The organism is Aeromicrobium chenweiae (assembly GCF_003065605.1).
In the GTDB taxonomy this organism is placed as follows: Bacteria; Actinomycetota; Actinomycetes; order Propionibacteriales; family Nocardioidaceae; genus Aeromicrobium; species Aeromicrobium chenweiae.
The window spans coordinates 2,061,962-2,085,367 of sequence record NZ_CP026952.1 but is presented as its reverse complement, the minus strand read 5'-3'; the positions used below and the strand labels follow the sequence as shown (position 1 = coordinate 2,085,367).

Below are 23,406 nucleotides of genomic sequence, written 5' to 3'. Positions count from 1 at the left end.
GTGCTCTCCGGAAGGCCCTCATGTCCGCGCCCAACTCCTCGTACGATCCCGTGGAGGTCACCCCGCTGCACGCCGACGAGGTCGAGCGCATGCGGGACGAGGCCCTGGCGGCGATCGCCGCCGCCGCAACGCTCGACGACCTGAAGCAGGTCCGGATCGACCACGTGGGGGACCGCTCGCCGATCGCGCTGGCCAACCGGGAGATCGGTGCGCTGCCGCCGCAGGCACGCAAGGAGGCCGGCCAGCGCGTGGGGCAGGCCCGTGGGGCGATCAACCAGGCGCTCGCGGCCCGTACCGCCGAGGTCGAGGCCGCCGAGGAGGCGAAGGCGCTCGCGACCGAGGCCGTCGACGTGACGCTGCCGTGGGACGTCGAGCCGGTCGGCGCCCGGCACCCGGTCACGACCCTGTCCGAGCACATCGCCGACGTCTTCGTGTCCATGGGCTGGGAGATCGCCGAAGGACCCGAGGTCGAGGCGGAGTGGCTGAACTTCGACGCGCTCAACCTCGGGCCCGACCACCCGGCGCGCACGATGCAGGACACCTTCTGGGTCACCCCCGAGAAGGCCGCGATGGTGCTGCGGACCCACACCTCGCCGGTCCAGGCGCGCACGATGCTGACCCGCAAGCCCCCGATCTACATCGCGTGCCCGGGACGGGTGTTCCGCACCGACGAGCTCGACGCGACCCACTCGCCGGTGTTCCACCAGGTCGAGGGCCTCGCGATCGACGAGGGTCTGTCGATGGCCCACCTCAAGGGCACCCTCGACCACTTCGCGCAGGCGATCTACGGCGACGGCATGACGACCCGGTTCCGCCCGTCGTACTTCCCGTTCACCGAGCCGAGCGCCGAGATGGACCTGCTCTGCTACGTGTGCCACAACGAGCCCGACGCAGTCGCCGACTGTCGCACCTGCAAGGGGGAGGGCTGGGTCGAGTGGGGCGGCTGCGGTGTCGTCAACCCTCGCGTCCTGGTCGCCTGCGGCGTGGACCCGGAGCGCTACTCCGGCTTCGCGTTCGGTATCGGCATCGACCGCACCATCACGTCCCGCTACGACATCGCGGACCTCCGCGACCTGTTCGACGGCGACATCCGTTTCACCGAGCCCTTCGGAATCGAGCTGTAATGCGTGCCCCTGTCACCTGGCTGCGCCAGTACGTCGACCTCCCCGCCGACCTGTCGACCGTCGACCTCGCCGCGCGCCTGACGGCGTTCGACCTCAAGCTCGAGGAGATCGCCTCCTCGGGCATCAGCGGACCCCTGACCGTGGGACGCGTCCTGTCCCTCGTCAAGGAGCCGCAGAAGAACGGCAAGACGATCAACTGGTGCCGCGTCGACGTCGGACCCGACCACAACGAGCCGGCCACCGACGACCTCCCGGCCGGTCGCGGCATCGTCTGCGGCGCGCACAACTTCGTCGAGGGCGACCTCGTGGTGGTCTCCCTGCCCGGGACGGTGCTGCCGGCCCTCGGGTTCGAGATCACGGCGCGCAAGACCTACGGCCACGTCTCGGACGGGATGATCTGCTCGGCCGCCGAGCTCGGCCTGCCCGGCGACGGTGACAGTGACGGCATCATCGTGCTCGAGCCCGGCTCGGCCGAGCCGGGCGACGACGCGATCGAGCTGCTCGGTCTCGGCGAGGAGGTCCTCGACCTCGAGGTCAACCCCGACCGGGCGTACGCGCTGTCGATGCGCGGTGTCGCGCGGGACGCCGCGATCGCGTTCGGCGTCCCGTTCCACGACCCGGCCGACGTCGAGGCCGTGACGGTCGCGACGGACGGCCCCGGCGCGTATCCCGTCGAGGTGCAGGACCTGACCGCGTGCCCGGTGTTCGCGGCGCTCACCGTGACCGGCATCGACCCGTCCCGGCCCACGCCGGCCTGGCTGGCGCAGCGCATCGAGCTGGCCGGCATGCGGTCGATCTCGCTCGCGGTCGACGTCACCAACTACGTGATGCTCGAGCTCGGCTTCCCGATCCACGGCTACGACCGCTCGCTGCTCAAGGGCCCGCTCGTGGTCCGCCGCGCGACGGCGGGGGAGAAGCTGACCACGCTCGACGGCACCACGCGCACGCTGAGCGAGGCCGACGCGGTCGTCACCGACGACCGCGGCCCGGTGGGTCTCGGCGGGGTCATGGGCGGCGAGGAGGTCGAGATGACCCCCACCACGACCGACGTCGTGATCGAGGCCGCCGTCTGGTCCGCGCCGATGATCGCGCGGACCGCCCGCACGCAGAAGCTGTCGTCCGAGGCCGCCAAGCGCAACGAGCGCGGGGTCGACCCGACGCTGCCCGCCCGCGCCGCGCGCCGCGTCGCCGACCTGCTCGTCGAGCACGGCGGCGGCACGCTCGAGGAGGGCCTCACCCTCATTGGCGAGGCGCCCGTGCTGCCGGACGTGACCCTCGCCGCGGACCTGCCCGCCCGGGTCACGGGTGTGGACATCGACACGGTCGCGGCCGTCGAGGCGCTGGAGGCCAACGGCTGCGAGGTCGCGGTCGACCACGGGTGGCTGACCGTCACGCCGCCGCCGTGGCGCCCCGATCTCACCGATCCGTACGACGTGGTGGAGGACGTCCTGCGCGTCGTCGGCTACGACCAGGTGCCGTCGATCCTCCCGGCCGCCCCCGCGGGACGCGGTCTGACCACGGCGCAGAAGCTGCGCCGGCGTGCGGGTCACGTCCTCGCGGGCGAGGGCCTCGTCGAGGTCAAGACGTTCCCGTTCGCGGGCGAGGCCGACTGGGACAAGCTCGGCCTGCCCGCCGACGACGTCCGTCGCCGTCAGGTGCTGCTGGAGAACCCGCTGTCCGCGGAGGACCCCGGCATGACCACGACGGTGCTGACCGGCCTGCTGCGCAGCCTCGTGCTCAACATCGGCCGCGGGCACTCCGACGTCCACATCACCGAGACCGGCCGGGTGTTCCTGCCCCAGGACGGCGACGTGGAGGCACCGATCTACGGCGTCGACCGTCGTCCGACCGAGGACGAGCTGGCCGCGTTCGCAGCGGCACTGCCCGCGCAGCCGTACCACGTGGGACTGGTCATGAGCGGGGAGCGCGTCCGCTCCAGCTGGGCCGGGAAGGGCCGTCAGGTCCAGTGGGCCGACGCGATCGCGATCGTCCGGCACCTCGCCGAGGCGCTGCACGTCAAGGTCGAGGTTCTCCAGGCCGAGCTGGCCCCGTGGCACCCGGGTCGCTGTGCGGCGTTCGTGCTCGACGGCGTCGTCATCGGCCACGCCGGCGAGCTGCACCCCCGCGTCCTCAAGGCGTACGGGCTGCCGCCGCGGGTCGTCGCCGCCGAGGTGGACCTCGACGCGCTGATCGAGGCGTCACCGGAGATCGGTCCGCGCCCGCAGTTCTCCACGTTCCCCGTCGCGAAGGAGGACCTGGCGCTCGTCGTCGAGTCCTCCGTCCCGGCCGGTGACGTGCAGGCGACCCTGGCCGGTGCCAGCCCGCTCATCGAGTCCGCCCGGCTGTTCGACGTCTACGTGGGGGAGCAGGTGGCCGAGGGACACAAGTCGCTCGCGTTCGCGCTGCGGCTGCGCGGACCGGACCGCACGCTGACCGAGGAGGACATCCGCTCCGCGCGCGATGCCGCGGTCACCGCCGCGAGCGAGCGCCACGGCGCGACCCTCCGCGCCTGACGCTGAGGGGAGACTCCCGTCCGCTCAGGGGAGACTCCCGCCCGCTGAGGGGAGACTTGCGTCCCCTGAGGGGAGAGTTTCGGCGCCCGTCATTCTCCCCTGGGCGGACGTAAGTCTCCCGTGGGCGGACGTAAGTCTCCCCTCAGCGTGGGGGGCGGGGTGGCGGCGAGGGCGAGAGCGAGGGCGGCCAGGGGGAGCAGGTAGATCGAGAGCGGCGGGCTCCAGAGGATGCCGATCGCCAGCAGGGCCAGCGCGGCAGCGACCAGCAAGGCGGGTCGAAGCCTGTGCTTGAGCACGCGGGGCCCGGCGGCCAGCACGATGGTCAGGAGCACCACGGCCACCACGGCGAGAACGGACTGGCCGAGAGCACGGTCCGCCCGGACGGGCCACGGCACCGTGACCCGGTCCGGCGCCTCGACCGGCAGGCCGATGCTGACGGACACCGGGGTGCGGGGCCCCAGCTCGCCGGTCCGGAGGGTCACGAGGTCCGTGCCGACGCCCGTCGCCGTGCACTCGCCCGGCCCCGTGCGCCCGGCCACGCACCGCACCGAGTCGGACGGCGCCGGGAGCGTGATCCGGACCGTCGTCCGGGCGATGCTCGCGCTCCAGCCCGGCGGCACGACGTCCCAGACGAGCGTCGACGCGCGGGACGAGCCCCGGCCGGCGGGGGACAGGGCCCCCTCGACCACGTACCTGATCGTGTAGACGTGGGGGCCGGGCGAGACGGGCGAGTCGCCCTCATCGGTCGTGAGCACCCGCACCCGCCGGCCGCGCTGCCACTGCAGGTCGAACGGCACCGACTTGCCGTCGAGCCGGACCTCGACGTCCTCGGGGTTGAGCCGTGCGTGCGAGTCGGTACGGTCCTGCACGTCCCACGACCTGGAGATGCCGTGCCCGCCGGATGCAGTCTCGGCCGTGAGCGTCTCCTGGGCGACGAGGGTGCCGGCGGAGGTCAGCACGTAGGTGGCCTCGTAGTCGGTGATGGCTGCAAGGCCCGGACTCGCGGTCCCGTCGGACGAGTCGGCGGGCAAGAGTGCCGGCAGGACGACGAGTGCGGCCGCCACGATCAGCACGACGACTCGCACCCCGGCTCGACCCATGGCTGCATCCTAGGGACTCGCGACACCCTGGCTGCAAGGTCTTGCAGGAGTATGCAAGAATGTGAGTCATGTCCAAAGTACTGACCAGTCTTCCCGTCGGCGAACGCGTCGGCATCGCCTTCTCCGGAGGCCTCGACACCTCGGTCGCCGTCGCGTGGATGCGCGACAAGGGCGCCATCCCCTGCACCTACACCGCCGACATCGGCCAGTACGACGAGCCGGACATCTCCGGCATCCCCGGTCGCGCGATGGAGTACGGCGCCGAGCTCGCCCGGTCGATCGACTGCAAGCGGCCGCTCGTCGACGAGGGCCTCGCGGCGCTCGCGTGCGGTGCGTTCCACATCCGCTCCGGCGGACGGACGTACTTCAACACGACGCCGCTGGGTCGCGCCGTCACCGGCACGCTGCTGGTCCGGGCGATGCACGAGGACGGCGTCGACATCTGGGGCGACGGCTCGACGTTCAAGGGCAACGACATCGAGCGGTTCTACCGCTACGGCCTCCTCGCCAACCCCGAGCTGCGCATCTACAAGCCGTGGCTCGACGCCGCGTTCGTGGCCGAGCTGGGCGGACGCACCGAGATGAGCCAGTGGCTCACCGCCCGCGGCCTGCCGTACCGGGACAGCCAGGAGAAGGCGTACTCGACCGACGCGAACATCTGGGGTGCGACGCACGAGGCCAAGACCCTCGAGCACCTGGACACCTCGCTGGAGTCGGTCGAGCCGATCATGGGCGTGCGTTTCTGGGACCCCGCGGTCGCGATCGAGACCGAGGACGTCACGGTGACGTTCGAGGCCGGACGGCCCATCGCGATCAACGGCGTGACGTTCGACGGCGACCCGGTCGCGCTGGTCCACGAGGCGAACGCGATCGGCGGCCGGCACGGCCTCGGCATGTCGGACCAGATCGAGAACCGCATCATCGAGGCCAAGAGCCGCGGCATCTACGAGGCCCCGGGCATGGCCCTGCTGCACATCGCGTACGAGCGCCTGCTCAACGCGATCCACAACGAGGACACGATCGCGAGCTTCCACCAGCAGGGTCGCCGTCTCGGCCGCCTCATGTACGAGGGACGCTGGCTTGATCCCCAGGCGATGATGCTGCGCGAGTCCATCGAGCGCTGGATCGCCTCGGTCGTCACCGGCGAGGTGACCATCCGGCTGCGTCGCGGCGAGGACTACTCGATCCTCGACACGCAGGGACCCGCGTTCAGCTACCAGCCCGAGAAGCTGTCGATGGAGCGCACCGAGAACGCCGCGTTCGGCCCCACGGACCGCATCGGGCAGCTGACGATGCGCAACCTGGACATCGCCGACTCGCGCGCGATGCTCGAGCTCTACGCCGCCCAGCCGCTCGACCAGGGACAGGTGCTCGTCGAGAACGGCACGCTGTTCGGTGACCTGCCCGCGGGCGGGGCGACGCGGATCGAGGCCAACCCGGCCGCGTCCGACGCCGAGGCGCAGCTGCTCGACGCCGCGGCGATGGAGCTCGGCACCGACTGACGAGGCACCGCCCATGACCAGTTCTGCAAAGGTGGAGACATGAGAACGATCACCGTCGCCGTGGCCGGCGCGAGCGGGTACGCGGGTGGCGAGGTGCTGCGGCTCCTGCTGTCGCACCCGCACGTCGAGATCGGCGCACTGACCGCTGCCTCGAGCGCCGGCACGACGCTGGGCGGGCACCACCCGCACCTCGTCCCGCTCGCCGACCGCGTGCTGCTGCCCACGAACAACGAGACCCTGTCGGGCCACGACGTCGTCTTCCTCGGCCTGCCGCACGGGCAGTCCGGTGCCGTCGCGGCCCAGCTGGGGCAGGAGGCGCTGGTCATCGACCTGGGCGCCGACTTCCGGCTGCAGTCCGCCGAGGACTGGACCGAGTTCTACGGCGGAGAGCACGCCGGCACCTGGCCGTACGGCCTGCCGGAACTGATCGTGGGGGAGGGACGCCAGCGCGACGCGCTCAAGGGCGTCGAGCGGATCGCGGTCCCCGGCTGCAACGTCACGGCGATCACACTCGGCATCCAGCCGGCGGTCGCGGCGGGGCTCGTGGAGACCACGGACCTCGTCGCGGTCCTCGCCAACGGCTACTCCGGCGCGGGCAAGGCGCCCAAGGCCAACCTCATCGCAGCGGAGGCGCTCGGCGCCGCGTCGCCGTACGGCGTCGGCGGCACCCACCGGCACGTCCCGGAGATCATGCAGAACCTGCGGCTGGCCGGTGCCGACGACGTGACCATCTCGTTCACGCCGACCCTCGTCCCGATGGCGCGCGGCATCCTTGCCACCACGACGGCTCGCATCAAGGACGGTGTCGACCTGGCAGCGGTGCGCTCGGCGTACGCGGCCGCGTACGACGACGAGCCGTTCATCCACCTGCTGCCCGAGGGCCAGTGGCCGACGACCGCCGCGACGCTCGGCGCCAACAGTGCGCACCTGCAGCTCGCGATCGACGACCGGGCCAGCCGCCTGGTCGTGGTGTCGGCGATCGACAACCTCGTCAAGGGCACCGCCGGCGGCGCCATCCAGTCCATGAACCTCGCCCTCGGTCTCGAGGAGACCACGGGCCTCGACACGATCGGACTCGCACCATGAGTGAGCGCCAGCGAATGAACGATGAAGCAGCAGCCATGCGGGCGTGCTCGTATCGTCCGTTTCTGACGAGGGCGGCCGCATGAGCGTCACAGCCGCACAAGGATTCACCGCGCAGGGCGTCCCGGCCGGGCTGAAGTCCACCGGTGCGCCCGACGTGGCCGTCGTGGTCAACCAGGGCCCGGCCAAGGCCGCGGCCGCCGTGTTCACCAGCAACCGCTGCAAGGCCAACCCGGTGCTGTGGAGCGAGAAGGCGATCCAGACCGGTTCGGCCGTCGCCGTCGCCATCAACTCCGGGGGCGCCAACTGCTACACCGGAGCCGAGGGCTTCGCCACGACCCACCGCACCGCCGAGACCGTCGCCGAGCTCCTCGGCATCGGCGCGATCGACGTGCAGGTGTGCTCGACCGGCCTCATCGGCCTGCTCAACGACCGCGAGGCGCTGCTGTCGGGCGTCCGCGCGGCCGTCGAGGGGCAGAGCCGCGACGGCGGCCACACCGCGGCCACGGCGATCATGACGACCGACTCCGTCGCCAAGGAGGCCGTCGTCACCGCGGACGGCTTCACGGTCGGCGGGATGGCCAAGGGCGCCGGCATGCTGGCCCCCGCACTGGCCACGATGCTCGTGGTCATCACGACCGACGCCGACGTCGACTCCGCGACGGTCGACGCCGCGCTGCGGTCCGCCACCGCGCAGACCTTCGACCGCCTCGACTCCGACGGCTGCCAGTCGACCAACGACACGGTGCTGCTGATGGCCTCGGCCGCGTCCGGCACGCGTCCCGACCCGGCGGCGTTCACCGACGCGGTCACGGCGGTCTGCCGGGACCTCGCGATGCAGCTGCTCGCCGACGCCGAGGGCGCGGACCACGAGATCGCGATCGAGGTCGTCAACGCCGCAACCGTCGAGGACGCCCTCGAGGTGGGCCGCTCGGTCGCGCGCAGCAACCTCTTCAAGTGCGCGATCTACGGCAAGGACCCCAACTGGGGCCGGATCCTGGCCTCGGTGGGCACGACCCAGGCGGCCTTCGACCCGGCCGACCTCGACGTCGCGCTCAACGGCGTGTGGGTCTGCCGCAACAGCGGGCCGGGGGAGTCGCCCGACGCGATCGACCTCGAGGACCGTGCGGTCTCGGTGACCATCGACCTCAAGTCCGGCGACCAGTCGGGCACCATCTGGACCAACGACCTGACGCAGGCCTACGTCCACGAGAACTCGGCGTACTCCTCATGACCCCTGACTTCGACGCACCCGAGCACCAGTGGAACCCCACCGAGTGGAAGAAGGCGACCGCCAAGGCCGCGACGCTCGCCGAGGCGCTGCCGTGGCTGAAGAAGTACCACGGCAAGGTGATCGTCGTGAAGTACGGCGGCAACGCCATGACCGACGAGACCCTCAAGCAGGCGTTCGCGGAGGACATCGTCTTCCTGCGCATGGCCGGATTCAAGCCGGTCGTCGTGCACGGCGGCGGCCCGCAGATCAACGCGATGCTCGACAAGCTCGGCATCGAGTCGGAGTTCCGCGGCGGCCTGCGCGTGACGACGCCCGAGACGATGGACGTCGTGCGCATGGTGCTGACCGGCCAGGTCGGGCGTGAGCTCGTCGGGCTGCTCAACCAGCACGGCGACCTCGCGGTCGGCATGTCCGGCGAGGACGGCGGCCTGTTCACCGCCCGCCGGACCATGCCGGTGATCGACGGGGTCGAGACCGACATCGGCCTGGTGGGGGAGGTCGTGGGCGTCCGCCCCGAGGCGGTCCGCGACCTCATCGACGCGGGCCGCATCCCGGTCGTCTCGACCGTCGCCCCGGACGCGAGCGGCCAGGTCCACAACGTCAACGCGGACACCGCCGCCGCCGCGCTCGCGGTCGCGCTGGGCGCGGAGAAGCTGCTCGTGCTGACCGACGTCGAGGGCCTCTACGCGGACTGGCCGAGCAGCACGGACGTCATCGGCGAGATCAGCCCCGAGGCGCTCGCCGAGCTCATCCCGGACCTCGCCAGCGGCATGATCCCGAAGATGACCGCATGCCTCAAGGCGGTCGAGGAGGGCGTCAAGCGCGCCACCGTCGTCGACGGTCGCGAGCCGCACGCGGTCCTGCTGGAGATCTTCACCGACGAGGGTGTCGGCACGCAGGTCGTGCCCGGCGCACCGACCCGGCTCCGCACCGCGCTGTACTCGACGAGCGTCGACAAGGGGACCTCATGACCGCCTGGTCCGAGCGCTACGAGAGCGCCGTCATGAACACCTTCGGGACGCCCGCGCGGATGCTCGTGCGCGGCGAGGGTGCGTACGTCTGGGACGCCGACGGGACGCGGTACCTCGACCTGCTCGCCGGCATCGCCGTCAACGCGCTCGGTCACGGCCACCCGGCGATCGTCGAGGCGGTCACCCGTCAGCTGACGACGCTGGGGCACACGTCAAACTTCTTCGCCACCGAGCCGCAGATCGCGCTGGCCGAGCGGCTGGTCGGCCTCGTCGGCCAGGACAGCCGGGTGTTCTTCACCAACTCCGGCACCGAGGCCAACGAGGCGGCGTTCAAGGTCACCCGGCGCACCGGACGGACCCGGATCGTCGTCGCGGAGGGCTCGTTCCACGGCCGGACGATGGGGGCGCTCGCGCTCACGTCCAAGGAGGCGTACCGCGCCCCGTTCGAGCCGTTGCCGGGAGACGTACAGTTCGTGCCGTACGGCGATGCCGCGGCGCTCGAGGCAGCCGTCGACGACACCGTCGCAGCCGTGCTGCTGGAGCCGATCCAGGGCGAGGCCGGGGTGGTCGTGCCGCCCGAGGGCTACCTGCAGGCGGCACGGGACATCACGAGCCGTCACGGCGCGCTGCTGTGGATCGACGAGGTGCAGACCGGCATGGGCCGCACCGGCGCGTGGTTCGCGTACAGCGAGTCCGGCGTCGTGCCCGACCTCGTCACGCTGGCCAAGGGCCTGGGTGGCGGCATCCCCATCGGCGCCTGCATCGCGGTGGGGGACGCGGCCACCCTGCTGCAGCCGGGCAACCACGGCACCACGTTCGGCGGCAACGCGGTCGCCACGGCGGCCGCTCTCGCCGTCATCGAGACGATCGAGTCCGACGACCTGCTCGCCCACGTCAGGACCATCGGCGACCAGATCCGCCGCGGCCTGCAGGACCACCCCCTGGTCGCGGACGTCACGGGACGTGGGCTCCTGGTCGGCGTCGTCCTGCACCAGCCGGTCGCGGCAGAGGCGCAGAAGGCGGCCCTGGAGGCCGGGCTCATCCTCAACAACGCCACTCCCGAGCGCCTGCGTCTCGCGCCGCCGCTGATCCTGACCGAGGACCAGGCAGCCGACGCGGTGACCGCGCTGCGCACGATCCTCGACGAGGTCTCGTCGTGACCGGCGTGCGCAGCTTCCTGCGCGACGACGACCTGAGCCCGGACGAGCAGGCCGAGGTGCTGGCGCTCGCCGCCGCGATCAAGGCCGACCCGTACGGGCAGAAGCCGCTCGCCGGCCCGCAGACCGTCGCGGTGATCTTCGACAAGGCCTCGACCCGCACCCGGGTCTCGTTCGGGGTGGGCATCGCCGACCTCGGCGGCAGCCCGCTGATCCTCGACACCGCGACGACCCAGGGCGGCCGCGGCGAGTCCACGGCCGACACCGCGCGGGTGCTCGGATGCATGACGAGCGCGATCGTCTGGCGGACGTACGCCCAGACGGGCCTGGAGGAGATGGCGGCGCACGCCGGGGTGCCGGTCGTGAACGCGCTCAGCGACGACTTCCACCCGTGCCAGATCCTGGCCGACTGGCAGACCGTCACCGAGCACAAGGGCCGCCTCGCCGGCCTCACCGTGGCGTACCTCGGCGACGGCGCCAACAACATGGGCCACTCGTACCTCCTCGGTGGCGCGACCGCCGGCATGCACGTGCGCATCGGCTCGCCGGTGGGCTACCAGCCGGCCCGGCGGATCGTCGACGACGCTGCCGTGATCGCCGAGGGCACCGGGGGGTCGGTGCTCGTCACCGACGACCCGTCCGCCGCGATCGCCGGGGCGGACGTCGTCATCACCGACACCTGGGTCTCGATGGGCCAGGAGGCCGAGAAGGAGGCGCGGCTGCAGCTCTTCGGCGACTACTCGATCACCGAGGACACGCTGAAGCTCGCCGCGCCGGACGCGATCGTCCTGCACTGCCTGCCCGCCTACCGGGGGCTGGAGATCTCCTCGGAGGTGCTCGACGGTCCGCAGAGCGTCGTGTGGGACGAGGCGGAGAACCGCCTGCACGCCCAGAAGGCCCTGCTCGTCTGGCTCCTGCAGAAGTCCCGGGCGGAGACAGCATGAGCGCGGCGGACAGCAAGACCGCGCGCCAGCAGCTGATCGTGGAGCTGCTGTCGCGCCACGCGGTGCGTTCGCAGGGTGAGCTCGTGGACCTGCTCGAGGCCCAGGGCGTCACGGCGACCCCGTCGACGGTCTCTCGCGACCTGGTCGAGCTGGATGCCGTCCGCGTCCGGCACGGCGGGAGCGGCTTGGTGTACGCGGTCCCGGCCGAGGGCGGCGACCGCACCCCCCGCCCCGCGACCGGCGGGACCGCGGCCCGCTCCCGCTTGGCCCGGCTCACCCGGGAGCTGCTGGTGACCGCCGAGTCGTCCGCGAACCTCGTCGTGCTGCGCACCCCGCCCGGCGCGGCCCAGTACCTCGCCTCGGCGATCGACCACTTCGCCCCCGACGACGTCATCGGCACGATCGCCGGCGACGACACCGTGCTGATGATCAGCCGCGACCCCGCCGGCGGCGACGCCCTGGCCCGACGCTTCACGGACCTCGCCGGTCCGACCCCGAAGGAGAACGCGTGACCTCCCAGCCCCCCGCCGACGGAACTCCCGAGAAGACCGCGCTCTGGGGCGGACGCTTCGCGTCCGGCCCCTCGCCCGAGCTCGTCGAGCTCTCGCGCTCGACCCACTTCGACTGGCGCCTCGCGCCGTACGACCTGGCGGGCTCGCGCGCCCACGCGTTCGTGCTGCAGGCCGCGGGCCTGCTCAGCCGCGAGGACTGCACCGCGCTCATCGCGGGCATCGACGCGCTTGCCGCCGACGTCGAGTCGGGCGCGTTCGTGGCCCAGCCGGACGACGAGGACGTGCACACCGCGCTGGAGCGGGGGCTCCTGGAGCGCCTCGGCCCGGACCTGGGTGGCCGCCTGCGCGCCGGGCGCTCGCGCAACGACCAGATCGCGACCCTGTTCAAGATGTACCTGCGCGACCACGGACGCCGCATCTCCGCGCTCGTCACCGCGCTCGTCGAGGCCATCGCCGCCCAGGCCGAGACCCACATGGGCGTCGCGATGCCCGGGCGGACGCACCTGCAGCACGCGCAGCCCGTCCTGCTGTCGCACCACCTGCTCGCTCACGCGTGGCCGCTCGTGCGTGACCTCGAGCGCCTCGTCGACTGGGACCGCCGCGTGGCGGCCGACTCGCCGTACGGTGCCGGCGCCCTCGCCGGGTCGTCCCTGGGCCTGGACCCGGAGAAGGTCGCCGCCGATCTCGGCTTCACCGGCTCGACGCCCAACTCGATCGACGGCACGGCGGCCCGCGACTTCGTGGCGGAGTTCGCGTTCGTCACCGCCCAGATCGGCGTCGACCTCTCCCGGCTCGCCGAGGAGATCATCATCTGGAACACGAAGGAGTTCGACTTCGTCACGCTGGACGACGGCTACTCCACGGGGTCCAGCATCATGCCGCAGAAGAAGAACCCCGACATCGCCGAGCTGGCTCGCGGCAAGTCCGGTCGGCTCATCGGCAACCTGACGGGGCTGCTGGCCACGCTGAAGGGCCTGCCGCTGGCGTACAACCGGGACCTGCAGGAGGACAAGGAGCCGGTCTTCGACTCGATCGACACGCTCGAGGTCCTGCTGCCGGCGTTCACGGGCATGATCGCGACGCTGAGGTTCAACACGCAGCGGATGCAGGCGCTGGCCCCGCAGGGGTTCGCGCTCGCGACCGACATCGCGGAGTGGCTCGTGCGCCAGGGCGTGCCGTTCCGGGACGCCCACGAGCTCTCGGGCGCCTGCGTCCAGGTGTGCGAGCAGCGGGGGATCGAGCTGTGGGACCTCACGGATGAGGACTTCGCCGCGATCTCCCCGGCGCTGACCCCCGGCGTGCGCGAGGTGCTGACCGTGGAGGGCTCGCTGTCCTCCCGCGACTCGCGCGGCGGCACCGCCCTGGTCCGCGTCGTCGAGCAGCTCGCCGAGCTCCGCTCCCGCCTCCCGTGACCGCGAGTGGTGCAGTCTGAGGGTTCTGAGACGGTGTGTCGTCCAGAACTGCGCCACTCGGGGACGCTGATGCGCCACTCGCGTACGGGCTGAGGCCGCGGTACGCCGCAGGGACCGGGTCGATACGCTCGCGGCATGCGCTCTCGACTGCTCGCCGCCACGGCGTCCGTGCTCCTGGTCTCCCTGCTCGCCGCGTGCGGTGGCTCCGACGACGGCGACAAGGCGTCGGACGACTCGTCCGCGTCGGCCCCGTCCTCGAGCACCCCGGCGCCCTCGGGCACCGCGTCCCCGGGCGGTGCGACCTGCACCTACAACAAGGCCGACGAGCTGGGCAAGAAGGCGGACCTCCCGCCGGCCACCCCGAAGGCCGCCGACTCGCTGACGATCAAGACCAACCGCGGTGACATCAAGGCGACGCTGACGCCGGACTCCGCCCCGTGCACCGTCAGCTCCTTCGTGTCGCTGGCCGAGCAGGGCTACTTCGACGGCACCAAGTGCCACCGCCTCGTCCCGGGCTTCGTGCTGCAGTGCGGCGACCCGTCGGCCACGGGCACCGGCGGGCCGGGCTACACCTTCGACGACGAGCTGAAGGGCGACGAGACCTACCCCGCGGGCACGCTCGCGATGGCCAACGCCGGGCCCAACACGAACGGCTCGCAGTTCTTCATCGTCCTGGCCGACTCGGACCTGCCGCCGAGCTACACGGTCTTCGGCAGCGTCGACAAGGCCGGCCTGGCCGTCGCGCAGGAGATCGCGAAGGACGGCAACGCGGCCGACGGTGTCGCTCCTGCCAAGGACGTCGTGATCGAGTCGGTCTCCTGAGCGGTCCCGGCAGCACCCCCGACGTCGTCGAGCGCGCCCGCGGCCTGCTCGGACGGGTCCTGCACGGCCACGGCGCGGCGGTCCGCATCACGGAGGTCGAGGCGTACGGGGGAGTGCTCGACCCCGCCTCGCACGCCTTCACGCGGACGCCGCGCAGCGAGATCATGTACGGCCCGCCGTGGCGCCTGTACGTCTACCGGTCGTACGGGATGCACTTCTGCGTCAACGTCGTGACGGGTCCGACCGAGACCGCCTCGGCGGTGCTGATCCGCGCCGGTGAGGTGGTCGAGGGCGTCGAGACCGCCCGCGCCCGACGACCGGGTGTCAAGGACGTCATGCTGGCCCGTGGCCCGGGCAACCTCGCCAAGGCCTTGGGCGTCTCCCTCGACGACCTCGGCACCGAGCTGCTGACGTCCGAGGGCGTACGCCTGGGGGATCCGCCGACCGAGGCGCCGCCGATCACCGCCGGCCCGCGCGTGGGCGTCTCGAAGGCCGCTGACGTGCCGTGGCGGTTCTGGGTCACCGGCGACCCGACGGTGTCGGCCTACCGGCGCAGCCCCCGCGCCTGACGGAGCCGACCGGCTACTGCCGGGTGGAGCGGTAGCGGCGCTCGGGACGTCCCGCGTTGCCGTAGTTGAGCCGGACCGTCGCGAGGCCCCGGTCCACGAAGTGCTCGAGGTAGCGGCGTGCGCTGACCCGCGAGAGCCCGACCCGCTCCCCGCAGTCCGCGGCCGACAGCTCGGGGACCTCGGTGAGGGCCTTCTCGACGAGCCGGGCGGACTCCGGGCTGAGCCCCTTGGGCAACGACGTGGCGGCCGCGGTGTGCCCGCCGAACGCCCGGTCGATCGCCGCCTGGTCCGGGGCGCCGTGCGCGAGCGTGGTGAGCGCCTCGTGGACGCGCTGCATGCGGGCGGCGAAGTCGTCGAACTCGAACGGCTTGACGAGGTACTGCATCGCCCCGCCGTGCAGGGCCGCGCTGACCGCCTCCGCGTCCCGCTCTGCGGTGACCATGACGACGCCGACCGTGCTGCCGGACGACCGCAGCGCCTGCAGCACGTCGAGCCCACTCATGTCGGGCAGGTGGACGTCGAGGAGCAGGAGCCCGGGGGCGAGGTCGGCGCACATCTGCAGCGCCTCGGCGCCGGTCCGCGCGGTCCCCGCCACGACGAAGCCCGGAATGCGCTCGACGAAGCGCGCGTGGATGCCGGCCACCATGAAGTCGTCGTCGACGACCAGCACGTCGATCATGCGACCTCCATCGGCAGCCGGACCCGGAACGTGGCGCCGGCGCCCGGAACGACCGTGACGGAGCCGCCCCGCTGGGAGCAGATCAGCCGGACCAGCGGCAGCCCGATGCCCCGACCGCCGGGGACCTCGGGCTTGGTCGTGAATCCGCGGATGAAGATCGCATCGACCATGTCGTCGGGCACGCCGGGGCCGGAGTCCCGCACCTCCAGGACCACCTCGCCGGCATCGACGTGCAGCTCGACGTGCACCGACGGGTCCGCACCGGTCTTGGCGGCGTCGACCGCGTTGTCCACGAGGTTGCCGATGATGGTCGTCAGGTCCGCGGAGACGGCGGCCGGCAGGGTCGGCAGGTCCGAGGTCGGCGCCAGGCTGAGCTCCACGCCGGCCTCGGCGGCACCGCTGGACTTGGCGATGAGCAGCGCGGCCACGGCGCGGTCGGCGATGCGGCGCGTGACGGCGTCGCTGATCTCGGCGCGGCGCCGGGTCAGCGTCCCGACCAGCGAGGTCACCTCGTCGTACTCGCGCAGCTGCACGAGCCCGGAGATCGTGTGCAGCTGGTTCGCGAACTCGTGCGTCTGCGCCCGCAACGTGTCGGTGATGGACAGGTTCGAGCTGAGCTGGCCCTGCATCGAGACGAGCTCGGTACGGTCGCGCATGGTGGTGACCGTACCGATGCCCTCCCCGCGGCTCGAGGCGGACCGCTGGTTGCACACCACGACGCGGTCGCCGACGAGCAGCACGACGTCCTGGGTCTCATTGCCACCGACGAGGACCGACGCGACCTGGTCGGGCAGCCCCAGCTCGTCGACGCGGCGTCCGATCGGGTCCTCGCGCAGGCCGAGCAGCTCGCGCGCGCCGTCGTTGACCATCGTGACCCGGCCGTCGGTGCCGACGGCGACGACCCCTTCGCGGATGCTGTGCAGGAGGGCCTCCCGGTGGTCCGCGAGCGTCGCGAACTCGTGCGGCTCGAGGCCCCGGGTGCGCCGCTTCACCGTCCGGGACACGAGCCACGAGCCGGCGACACCCAGCAGTGCGCCCACGCCCAGGTACAGCACGAGGTCACCGGCCGCGTCGGTCAGCCGTGCCCAGATCGTCGGGTAGCGTTGCTCCGCGATCGCGAGGCCGACCACGGTGCCGCTGTCGTCGATGATCGGCGCGTGCCCCGCGACGTACCGGCGCCCCCGGGTGTCGATGTCACCGACCCAGCCGCGGCCCGCTCGCACGTCAGACTCGCCGAGCGCGGCCCGTGTGCCCACGAGCCGCGGGTCCGACGAGGACAGGATGCGGCCGCGCGGGTCGGCGATCGCGATGTCCGTGGCGCCCGACAGGCTCACCGCCCGGTCGATGGCCGGGGCAAGGCTGGTGGCGGCGTCGGGACCGGTCACCCGGTCGCGGACGACGGCGGTGTTGGCGAGGTACTCCGCGACCGAGCGCATCTGCGTCCCACGGTCCGCGGCGAACGACGCGGTCGACTGGTGCAGGGAGATCGCACCCACGATCGCGAGGACGAGCGCGACCACGACCAGCTGCAGGACCAGGAACTGGCCGGCGAGCGTCAGGCGTCTCCGCCTCGGTGACCACAATGTCCACAACCTCCTTTGTCTCCGCAATGGTGACCCACGACACACCCTGCCGTCATGCTCGGGTTCGACCACAGGAGGTTCCATGACGTCGACCAGGCGCACCCACCGGGCCGGGGCGCTCGCCCTGACCCTCGTCGTCGCGCTGACGCTCTCCGCGTGCGGGGTCACGCGCGGCGGTGACGGCGAGGCCAACCGCCGGCTCAGCATGTACATCCCCAACAGCCCCGGCGGCGGGTACGACCTGACGGGACGAGCGGCCGCCCGCGTGCTCGAGGACGCCGACCTGTCGGGCCGGTTCGAGGTCACCAACGTGATCGGCGCCGGCGGCACCGTCGCGATGCAGCGCCTGCTGAACGAGAAGGGGGTCGACGACCTCGTGATGTCGATGGGGCTCGGCGTCGTGGGCGCGACGTACACGAACGAGTCGAACGCGCGGGTCTCCGACGCGACGCCCATCGCCCGGCTCATCGAGGACCAGGAGGCGCTGATCGTGCCCAAGGACTCGCGGTTCAAGAACGTGCAGGACCTCGTCAAGGCCTGGAAGGCCGACCCAGGGAGCGTCACGATCGGCGGCGGCTCGTCGCCCGGCGGGCCCGACCACCTGTTCCCGATGCAGATGGCCAAGACGGTCGGCATCGACCCCAAGCAGGTCAAGTACATCGTCTACGACGGGGGAGGACCGCTCACGAGCGCGCTGCTGGGCAAGAAGATCGACGTCGGCACGTCCGGGCCCAGCGAGTTCGAGGGACAGCTCAAGGACGGGTCGCTGCGGGTGCTGGCGGTGTCAGGCGCCGAGAGGCTCGACAACGTCGACGCGCCGACGCTCAAGGAGTCCGGCGTCGACATGACGTTCGCGAACTGGCGGGGGATCCTCGCCCCGCCCGGCATCTCCGACGAGTCGCGCGAGCGTCTGGTCGAGATGTTCACCGAGATGCACGAGAGCCAGGGGTGGAAGGACGCCGTGAAGCGCAACGGCTGGATCGACTCGTTCGCGACGGGCGAGGATTTCGAGACCTTCCTCGAGGAGCAGGACAAGCGCGTCGAGACGACGCTGAAGGAGCTGGGACTGACATGAGCGTGATCGACAAGCCCGCAGAGCGGGGCACGACGGTCGTCGACAAGGCGCAGTACGGACTCGCGGCGTTCCTCGGGATCGTCGGCGCGTACGTGGTCTACGACGCGACCACCCTTCAGGACGGCTTCGCGGACCAGCCGGTCCAGCCGTACGCCTTCCCGTACGTCGTGGGCGCGGTGCTGCTGGTCCTGGCGGTGCTGCTCGCGGTGGCCACGGCGCGCGGAGACGTGCCGGAGGCCGAGGAGGGCGAGGACATCGACCTGACGCAGCCGAGCGACTGGGTGACCGTCGCGAAGCTGGTCGTGGTGTTCGCGGCCAACATCCTGCTCGTCGACTGGCTCGGCTGGGCGATCACCGGAGCGATCCTGTTCGTCGGGACCGCGTGGGTGCTCGGCAGCCGGACGGTGATCCGCGACGTGGCCGTGGGTGTCGCGTTGTCGGTCGGCTCCTGGTACGGCTTCTACTCGGGTCTGGGTCTCGCGATCCCGCCCGGCGTCCTGGACGGGATCCTCTGATGGGCTCGCTCGACCTGCTGCTGGAGGGCTTCCAGTCCGCACTGACGCTGGAGAACCTGTTCTACGCGGTCCTGGGCGTGTTCCTGGGCACCGCCGTGGGCGTCCTGCCGGGCATCGGCCCCGCGATGACGCTGGCCCTGCTCCTGCCGATCACGTACAGCGTCGGGCCGGACAGCGCGCTGATCATGTTCGCGGGCATCTACTACGGCGGCATGTACGGCGGCTCGACGACGTCGATCCTGCTCAACACGCCGGGGGAGTCGTCCTCGGTCGTGACCGCGATCGAGGGCAACAAGATGGCCAAGAAGGGCCGGGCCGCCCAGGCCCTCGCGACCGCCGCGATCGGCTCGTTCATCGCCGGCACGATCGGCACGCTGCTGCTGGTGCTGTTCGCACCCTCGGTCGCGGGGCAGGTCGTCAAGCTCGGCAACCCTTCGAACTTCGCGCTGATCCTGCTGGCGCTCTTCGCCGTCACGGCGGTGCTGGGCAGCTCCCGCCTCCGCGGCTTCATCGCCCTGTTCCTGGGGCTCGCGATCGGTCTCGTGGGCGGCCAGACCGGTCAGTCCCGGCTCACGTTCGGCAGCCCGCTGCTCGCGGACGGCATCGACATCGTCGTGGTGGCGGTCGCGATCTTCGCGATCGGCGAGGCCCTGTGGGTCGCCGCGCACCTGCGGCGCCGGCCGCTCGACATCATCCCGGTCGGCCAGCCCTGGATGAGCCGCGACGACTGGGGACGCTCCTGGAAGCCCTGGCTGCGGGGCACCGCGTTCGGCTTCCCGTTCGGCGCCCTGCCCGCCGGCGGCGCGGAGATCCCGACGTTCCTGTCGTACGTCACCGAGCGCAAGCTCTCCAAGCACCCCGAGGAGTTCGGCAAGGGCGCGATCGAGGGCGTCGCGGGGCCCGAGGCCGCGAACAACGCCTCGGCCGCCGGCACGCTGGTCCCGCTGCTCGCGATCGGCCTGCCGACCACGGCGACGGCCGCGATCATGCTGCTCGCGATCCAGAGCTACGGCATCGAGACGGGTCCGCAGCTGTTCGACACCGAGCCGGAGCTGGTGTGGGCCCTGCTCGCGAGCCTGTTCATCGGCAACACCCTGCTGCTCCTGCTCAACCTGCCGCTCGCGCCGCTGTGGGCCAAGCTGCTGCAGATCCCGCGGCCCTACCTGTACGCGGGCATCCTGTTCTTCGCCTCGCTGGGTGCGTACAGCGTGAGCTTCCAGCCGTTCGACCTGGCGATCCTGCTCGTCATCGGCCTGCTCGGCCTGGCGATGCGACGGTTCGGCCTGCCCGTGCTGCCGCTCATCATCGGGGTGATCCTCGGGCCCAAGCTCGAGGAGCAGCTCACGACGTCGCTGCAGATCTCCTCGGGTGACGTCAGCACCCTGTGGAGCGAGCCGGTCGCGGTGATCGTCTACGTGATCATCGCCCTCGCGCTGGTCTACATCGTCGTCGACGGGCTCCGGCCCGCCAAGGACCGGCCTGACCAGGACGAGCCCACCACGAAGGACGAGGTGTCCGCATGAGTGTCGTCGTGATGTTCAGCCCCGACGAGTTCGGCCACGCAGCGCTGTCCTACGGCGCCACGGAGGCCAGCCGGCGCTCCGAGCGGCTCGTCGTCGTCAACCCGACGAAGGGCGACGCGTACGTCGACCGGATGTTCGCCCGCGATGAGGACATCGCGCGGCTGGACGCCGCGCTCGGACGTCTCGAGGTGGACACCGAGGTGCGTCACGACGTGGTGCCCGACATCGCCGGGGCGGTGCTGGAGGCGGCCGAGGAGACGGGCGCGTCGCTCATCGTCGTGGGCATCCGGCCGCGCACCCCGGTCGGCAAGCTGCTGCTCGGCAGCGTCGCCCAACGACTCATCCTCGACGCGGCCTGCCCCGTGCTGGCGGTCAAGCCCGACGGTGCGGAGGACCTGCTGGACTAGGCGTCGGCCTCGTCCGGGGCGTCGTCCTCAGCGCCGGGCACAGCGCACACGCCGTCGACGCAGACGGGCGCGTCCTCGTCGCCGACGATCTCGAGGGGTCCGGACGTCATTCGCCTGCCGCGGCCTTCTGCAGCACCTCGACGAGCACGGACGGGTCCTGGGCGCCGGAGACGCCAAGGCGTCCGTCGATCACGAAGAACGGGACGCCGGTGATGCCGTACGCGACGGCCTGCGCCTTGTCGGCGTCCACCGCCGGCAGGAACTCCCCGCTCGTGAGGGCCGCGACGGCCTCGTCACGGTCCAGCCCGATCTCAGCTGCGAGGTCGGCCAGGTCGTCGATACGACCGACGTGGCGGCCTTCCTCGAAGTACGCGCGGAACAGCCGCTCGCTCATCTCCAGCTGGCGGCCCTTGGCCTTGGCGAAGTGCAGCAGCTCGTGGGCCTTGACCGTGTTGGTGTGCTGCAGGGCGTCGAAGTCGTACGCCAGGCCCTCGGTCGTGGCGAGACGGCTCATCTGGTCGAGCATCTGCTCGACCTGCGCGGCGCCCATGCCCTTGTGGGTGACGAGGAAGTCGACCTCGCTCCCATCGAAGTCCACGGGGGTGTCCGGGGCCAGCTCGAACGAGTGCAGCTCCACCTCCAGCGTGCCGCCCGACGCCGCGAACTCCGCCGCGGCCGTCTCGAACCGCCGCTTGCCGATGAAGCACCACGGGCATGCGATGTCTGACCAGATGTCGACCTTCACTGTCTCACTCACGCCGGCATCAACGTCCGTGCGCAGTCCCGGTATTCCACTTCCGCCGGGACCGCTCCGCGGGGTAGTTTCATGTCATGACAATTGCAGTCGCCTACCGCCCCGACGAGTTCGGGCGCGCTGCCCTCGACTGGGCCGTCGCACAGAGCAAGACGTCCGGCGAGAAGATCGTGCTGATCAACATCGGTCGGACGGAGCCGCGACTCGACACCGGTTTCGCGCGTGGCAACCACGTCCAGTCCCTGGAGGAGCAGCTGCGCTCGCAGGGCGTGGAGTACGAGATCCGTCAGTCGGTGGGCGAGAACGTCGCCGATGCCGTGCTGTTCGAGGCCGAGCAGTGCGGCGCGTCGGCAGTCGTGATGGGCATCCGGCGCCGCAGCCCGGTCGGCAAGATCCTCATGGGCAGCGTGGCTCAGCAGATCCTGCTGGACGCCTCGGTGCCCGTCGTCGCCGTCAAGCCGTAGCCGCGGGGGAGCCGACGGTCACCACGATACAGTCGCCGTGATCGACCAAACCCCCCGAAAGGCACCCTTGTGACACACGTTCTGGACGACCTCGACGCGCGCGGACTGATCGCGCACTCGACGGACCGCGATGCCCTGCGCGCGGAGCTGTCAGCGGGGCCGATCACCTACTACGTGGGGTTCGACCCGACGGCGCCCAGCCTGCACATCGGCAACCTCCTGCAGATCCTCACGGCACGCCGGCTGCAGCTCGCCGGGCACCGGCCGCTGCTCCTGGTGGGTGGGTCCACCGGGCTGATCGGTGACCCCAAGGAGGCGGGGGAGCGGATCATGAACACCAAGGAGACCGTCGCCGAGTGGGTGGACCGCATCGCGTCGCAGGTGTCGCGATTCGTCGACGTCGACGGCCCCACCGGGGCCGCGCTGGTCAACAACCTCGACTGGACCGCGGGACTGAGCACGATCGACTTCCTGCGCGACATCGGCAAGCACTTCCCGGTCAACCGGATGCTCGCCCGTGACGTCGTCAGCAGCCGCCTCGAGTCGGGCATCAGCTACACCGAGTTCAGCTACGTCCTGCTGCAGTCCATGGACTACCTGGAGCTCCACCGGCGCCACGGGTGCGTCCTGCAGACCGGGGGCAGCGACCAGTGGGGCAACATCACCGCCGGCGTCGAGCTCATCCGTCGAGCGGACGCCCACAAGGTGCACGCCCTGGCCACACCCCTGATCACCAAGGCGGACGGGACGAAGTTCGGCAAGACCGAGTCCGGCACCGTCTGGCTGGATCCCGAGCTCACCAGTCCGTACGCCTTCTACCAGTCGTGGATCCAGGCAGAGGACTCGAAGGTGGCCGAGTACCTGCGCCAGTTCACCTTCCTCCCGCTGGAGGAGATCGCGGCGCTGGAGGCCGAGCACGCCGAGAAGCCCGGCCTGCGGCTCGCGCAGCGTCGACTGGCTGCCGAGGTCACGACGCTGGTCCACGGGGCGGACGAGGCTGCTGCGGCTGAGCTCGCGGCGGGGGCACTCTTCGGCAGGGGAGAGCTCACCGACCTGCCCGAGCAGACGCTCGCCGCGGCGTTGCGAGAAGCCGGCGCCGCCGAGCTCAGTGCTGCCGACCGACCGACGATCGTGGACGCCCTCGTGGCGTCGGGTCTCACCGACAGCAAGTCCGCCGCCAGGCGCGCCGTCGCCGACGGCGGTGCGTACGTCAACAACGTGCGCGCTTCCGACCCCGATCAGGTGCTCGAGGGGGACCTGCTCCTCTACAGCACGTGGGCCGTGATTCGCAAAGGCAAACGGTCCGTCTCAGGCGTCCGAATCAGCTGAACCGCGTCATTCCAGCGGTCTCGCCGACTGTGGCATCGCCCACGTGACGACGATTTGACGGACGGGGAAGGACCCCCGTAATGTTCTTCTTGTTGGACAGCGCAGCAAGCGGACAGGCCGAAACGCCAGTCACT

22 protein-coding genes are annotated in these 23,406 nt (G+C 71.4%); 18 read left to right on the top strand and 4 right to left on the bottom strand.

The annotated features are described in order from the left end of the window. Positions 1 to 20: 20 nt before the first annotated feature. Complete coding sequence (gene pheS, locus C3E78_RS10070) at positions 21 to 1,124, top strand: phenylalanine--tRNA ligase subunit alpha (protein WP_108578161.1); 1,104 nt, start codon at positions 21 to 23, stop codon at positions 1,122 to 1,124. Beyond that, entirely contained in the window at positions 1,124 to 3,637 is a 2,514-nt protein-coding gene (pheT, locus tag C3E78_RS10065) for a phenylalanine--tRNA ligase subunit beta (RefSeq protein ID WP_108578160.1), read from the top strand. The genes pheS and pheT overlap by 1 nt, the downstream gene beginning before the upstream one ends. A gap of 89 nt (positions 3,638 to 3,726) precedes the next feature. Here the strand turns inward: pheT and C3E78_RS10060 are convergent, their stop codons facing one another. Beyond that, positions 3,727 to 4,737, bottom strand: coding sequence for a DUF2207 domain-containing protein (locus tag C3E78_RS10060; RefSeq protein ID WP_108578159.1), 1,011 nt, complete (start codon positions 4,735 to 4,737; stop codon positions 3,727 to 3,729). Between the two features lie 68 nt (positions 4,738 to 4,805). Here C3E78_RS10060 and argG point away from each other — a divergent pair, with 68 nt between their 5' ends. From argG to C3E78_RS10010, 10 genes are all read left to right on the top strand, one after another. Next, positions 4,806 to 6,239, top strand: a complete 1,434-nt coding sequence (gene argG / locus C3E78_RS10055) for an argininosuccinate synthase (protein ID WP_108578158.1) — start codon at positions 4,806 to 4,808, stop codon at positions 6,237 to 6,239. 39 nt (positions 6,240 to 6,278) lie between these two features. Then, positions 6,279 to 7,325: an N-acetyl-gamma-glutamyl-phosphate reductase gene (gene argC / locus C3E78_RS10050; protein ID WP_108578157.1), complete on the top strand. Its 1,047-nt coding sequence runs from the start codon at positions 6,279 to 6,281 to the stop codon at positions 7,323 to 7,325. Positions 7,326 to 7,404: 79 nt separating this feature from the next. Then, positions 7,405 to 8,556, top strand: a complete 1,152-nt coding sequence (gene argJ / locus C3E78_RS10045) for a bifunctional glutamate N-acetyltransferase/amino-acid acetyltransferase ArgJ (RefSeq protein ID WP_108578156.1) — start codon at positions 7,405 to 7,407, stop codon at positions 8,554 to 8,556. Then, a complete protein-coding gene (argB, locus tag C3E78_RS10040) occupies positions 8,553 to 9,527 on the top strand; it encodes an acetylglutamate kinase (RefSeq protein WP_108578155.1) in 975 nt (324 codons plus the stop codon). Before argJ ends, argB begins: the two co-directional genes overlap by 4 nt. Continuing rightward, positions 9,524 to 10,687 (top strand): acetylornithine transaminase, encoded by a 1,164-nt coding sequence (locus C3E78_RS10035; protein ID WP_108578154.1) that lies wholly within the window; start codon positions 9,524 to 9,526, stop codon positions 10,685 to 10,687. The genes argB and C3E78_RS10035 overlap by 4 nt, the downstream gene beginning before the upstream one ends. Continuing rightward, on the top strand, positions 10,684 to 11,628 hold the full coding sequence (gene argF, locus C3E78_RS10030) for an ornithine carbamoyltransferase (protein WP_108578153.1): 945 nt from the start codon (positions 10,684 to 10,686) through the stop codon (positions 11,626 to 11,628). The genes C3E78_RS10035 and argF overlap by 4 nt, the downstream gene beginning before the upstream one ends. Continuing rightward, a complete protein-coding gene (locus C3E78_RS10025) occupies positions 11,625 to 12,140 on the top strand; it encodes an arginine repressor (RefSeq protein ID WP_108578152.1) in 516 nt (171 codons plus the stop codon). Before argF ends, C3E78_RS10025 begins: the two co-directional genes overlap by 4 nt. Beyond that, complete coding sequence (argH, locus tag C3E78_RS10020) at positions 12,137 to 13,552, top strand: argininosuccinate lyase (protein ID WP_108578151.1); 1,416 nt, start codon at positions 12,137 to 12,139, stop codon at positions 13,550 to 13,552. The genes C3E78_RS10025 and argH overlap by 4 nt, the downstream gene beginning before the upstream one ends. A gap of 135 nt (positions 13,553 to 13,687) precedes the next feature. Then, on the top strand, positions 13,688 to 14,374 hold the full coding sequence (locus C3E78_RS10015) for a peptidylprolyl isomerase (RefSeq protein ID WP_108578150.1): 687 nt from the start codon (positions 13,688 to 13,690) through the stop codon (positions 14,372 to 14,374). Next, positions 14,371 to 14,943, top strand: a complete 573-nt coding sequence (locus C3E78_RS10010; protein ID WP_108580846.1) for a DNA-3-methyladenine glycosylase — start codon at positions 14,371 to 14,373, stop codon at positions 14,941 to 14,943. The genes C3E78_RS10015 and C3E78_RS10010 overlap by 4 nt, the downstream gene beginning before the upstream one ends. Before the next feature lie 13 nt (positions 14,944 to 14,956). On the opposite strand, the gene C3E78_RS10005 is transcribed toward C3E78_RS10010, so the two are convergent. Then, positions 14,957 to 15,622 (bottom strand): response regulator, encoded by a 666-nt coding sequence (locus tag C3E78_RS10005; RefSeq protein WP_108578149.1) that lies wholly within the window; start codon positions 15,620 to 15,622, stop codon positions 14,957 to 14,959. Continuing rightward, positions 15,619 to 17,205 (bottom strand): sensor histidine kinase, encoded by a 1,587-nt coding sequence (locus C3E78_RS10000; RefSeq protein WP_199906795.1) that lies wholly within the window; start codon positions 17,203 to 17,205, stop codon positions 15,619 to 15,621. The genes C3E78_RS10005 and C3E78_RS10000 overlap by 4 nt, the downstream gene beginning before the upstream one ends. An 82-nt stretch (positions 17,206 to 17,287) precedes the next feature. On the opposite strand from C3E78_RS10000, the gene C3E78_RS09995 reads away from it, so the two are divergent. From C3E78_RS09995 to C3E78_RS09980, 4 genes are read left to right on the top strand one after another with little or no spacing between them, the layout of a single operon-like run. Further along, positions 17,288 to 18,280 carry a Bug family tripartite tricarboxylate transporter substrate binding protein gene (locus C3E78_RS09995; RefSeq protein WP_108578147.1) on the top strand — a complete coding sequence of 331 codons (993 nt, stop codon included), beginning with the start codon at positions 17,288 to 17,290 and terminating at the stop codon, positions 18,278 to 18,280. After that, positions 18,277 to 18,795: a tripartite tricarboxylate transporter TctB family protein gene (locus tag C3E78_RS09990; RefSeq protein ID WP_108578146.1), complete on the top strand. Its 519-nt coding sequence runs from the start codon at positions 18,277 to 18,279 to the stop codon at positions 18,793 to 18,795. The genes C3E78_RS09995 and C3E78_RS09990 overlap by 4 nt, the downstream gene beginning before the upstream one ends. Continuing rightward, on the top strand, positions 18,795 to 20,318 hold the full coding sequence (locus C3E78_RS09985) for a tripartite tricarboxylate transporter permease (protein WP_108578145.1): 1,524 nt from the start codon (positions 18,795 to 18,797) through the stop codon (positions 20,316 to 20,318). The genes C3E78_RS09990 and C3E78_RS09985 overlap by 1 nt, the downstream gene beginning before the upstream one ends. Then, positions 20,315 to 20,725, top strand: a complete 411-nt coding sequence (locus C3E78_RS09980) for a universal stress protein (RefSeq protein ID WP_108578144.1) — start codon at positions 20,315 to 20,317, stop codon at positions 20,723 to 20,725. Before C3E78_RS09985 ends, C3E78_RS09980 begins: the two co-directional genes overlap by 4 nt. 106 nt (positions 20,726 to 20,831) lie before the next feature. On the opposite strand, the gene C3E78_RS09975 is transcribed toward C3E78_RS09980, so the two are convergent. Further along, positions 20,832 to 21,482, bottom strand: coding sequence for a DsbA family oxidoreductase (locus C3E78_RS09975; RefSeq protein ID WP_108578143.1), 651 nt, complete (start codon positions 21,480 to 21,482; stop codon positions 20,832 to 20,834). A gap of 74 nt (positions 21,483 to 21,556) precedes the next feature. On the opposite strand from C3E78_RS09975, the gene C3E78_RS09970 reads away from it, so the two are divergent. Both C3E78_RS09970 and tyrS read left to right on the top strand, forming a co-directional pair. Further along, on the top strand, positions 21,557 to 21,943 hold the full coding sequence (locus C3E78_RS09970; protein WP_108578142.1) for a universal stress protein: 387 nt from the start codon (positions 21,557 to 21,559) through the stop codon (positions 21,941 to 21,943). Between the two features lie 69 nt (positions 21,944 to 22,012). Continuing rightward, positions 22,013 to 23,272, top strand: coding sequence for a tyrosine--tRNA ligase (gene tyrS / locus C3E78_RS09965; RefSeq protein ID WP_108578141.1), 1,260 nt, complete (start codon positions 22,013 to 22,015; stop codon positions 23,270 to 23,272). Positions 23,273 to 23,406: the final 134 nt, after the last annotated feature.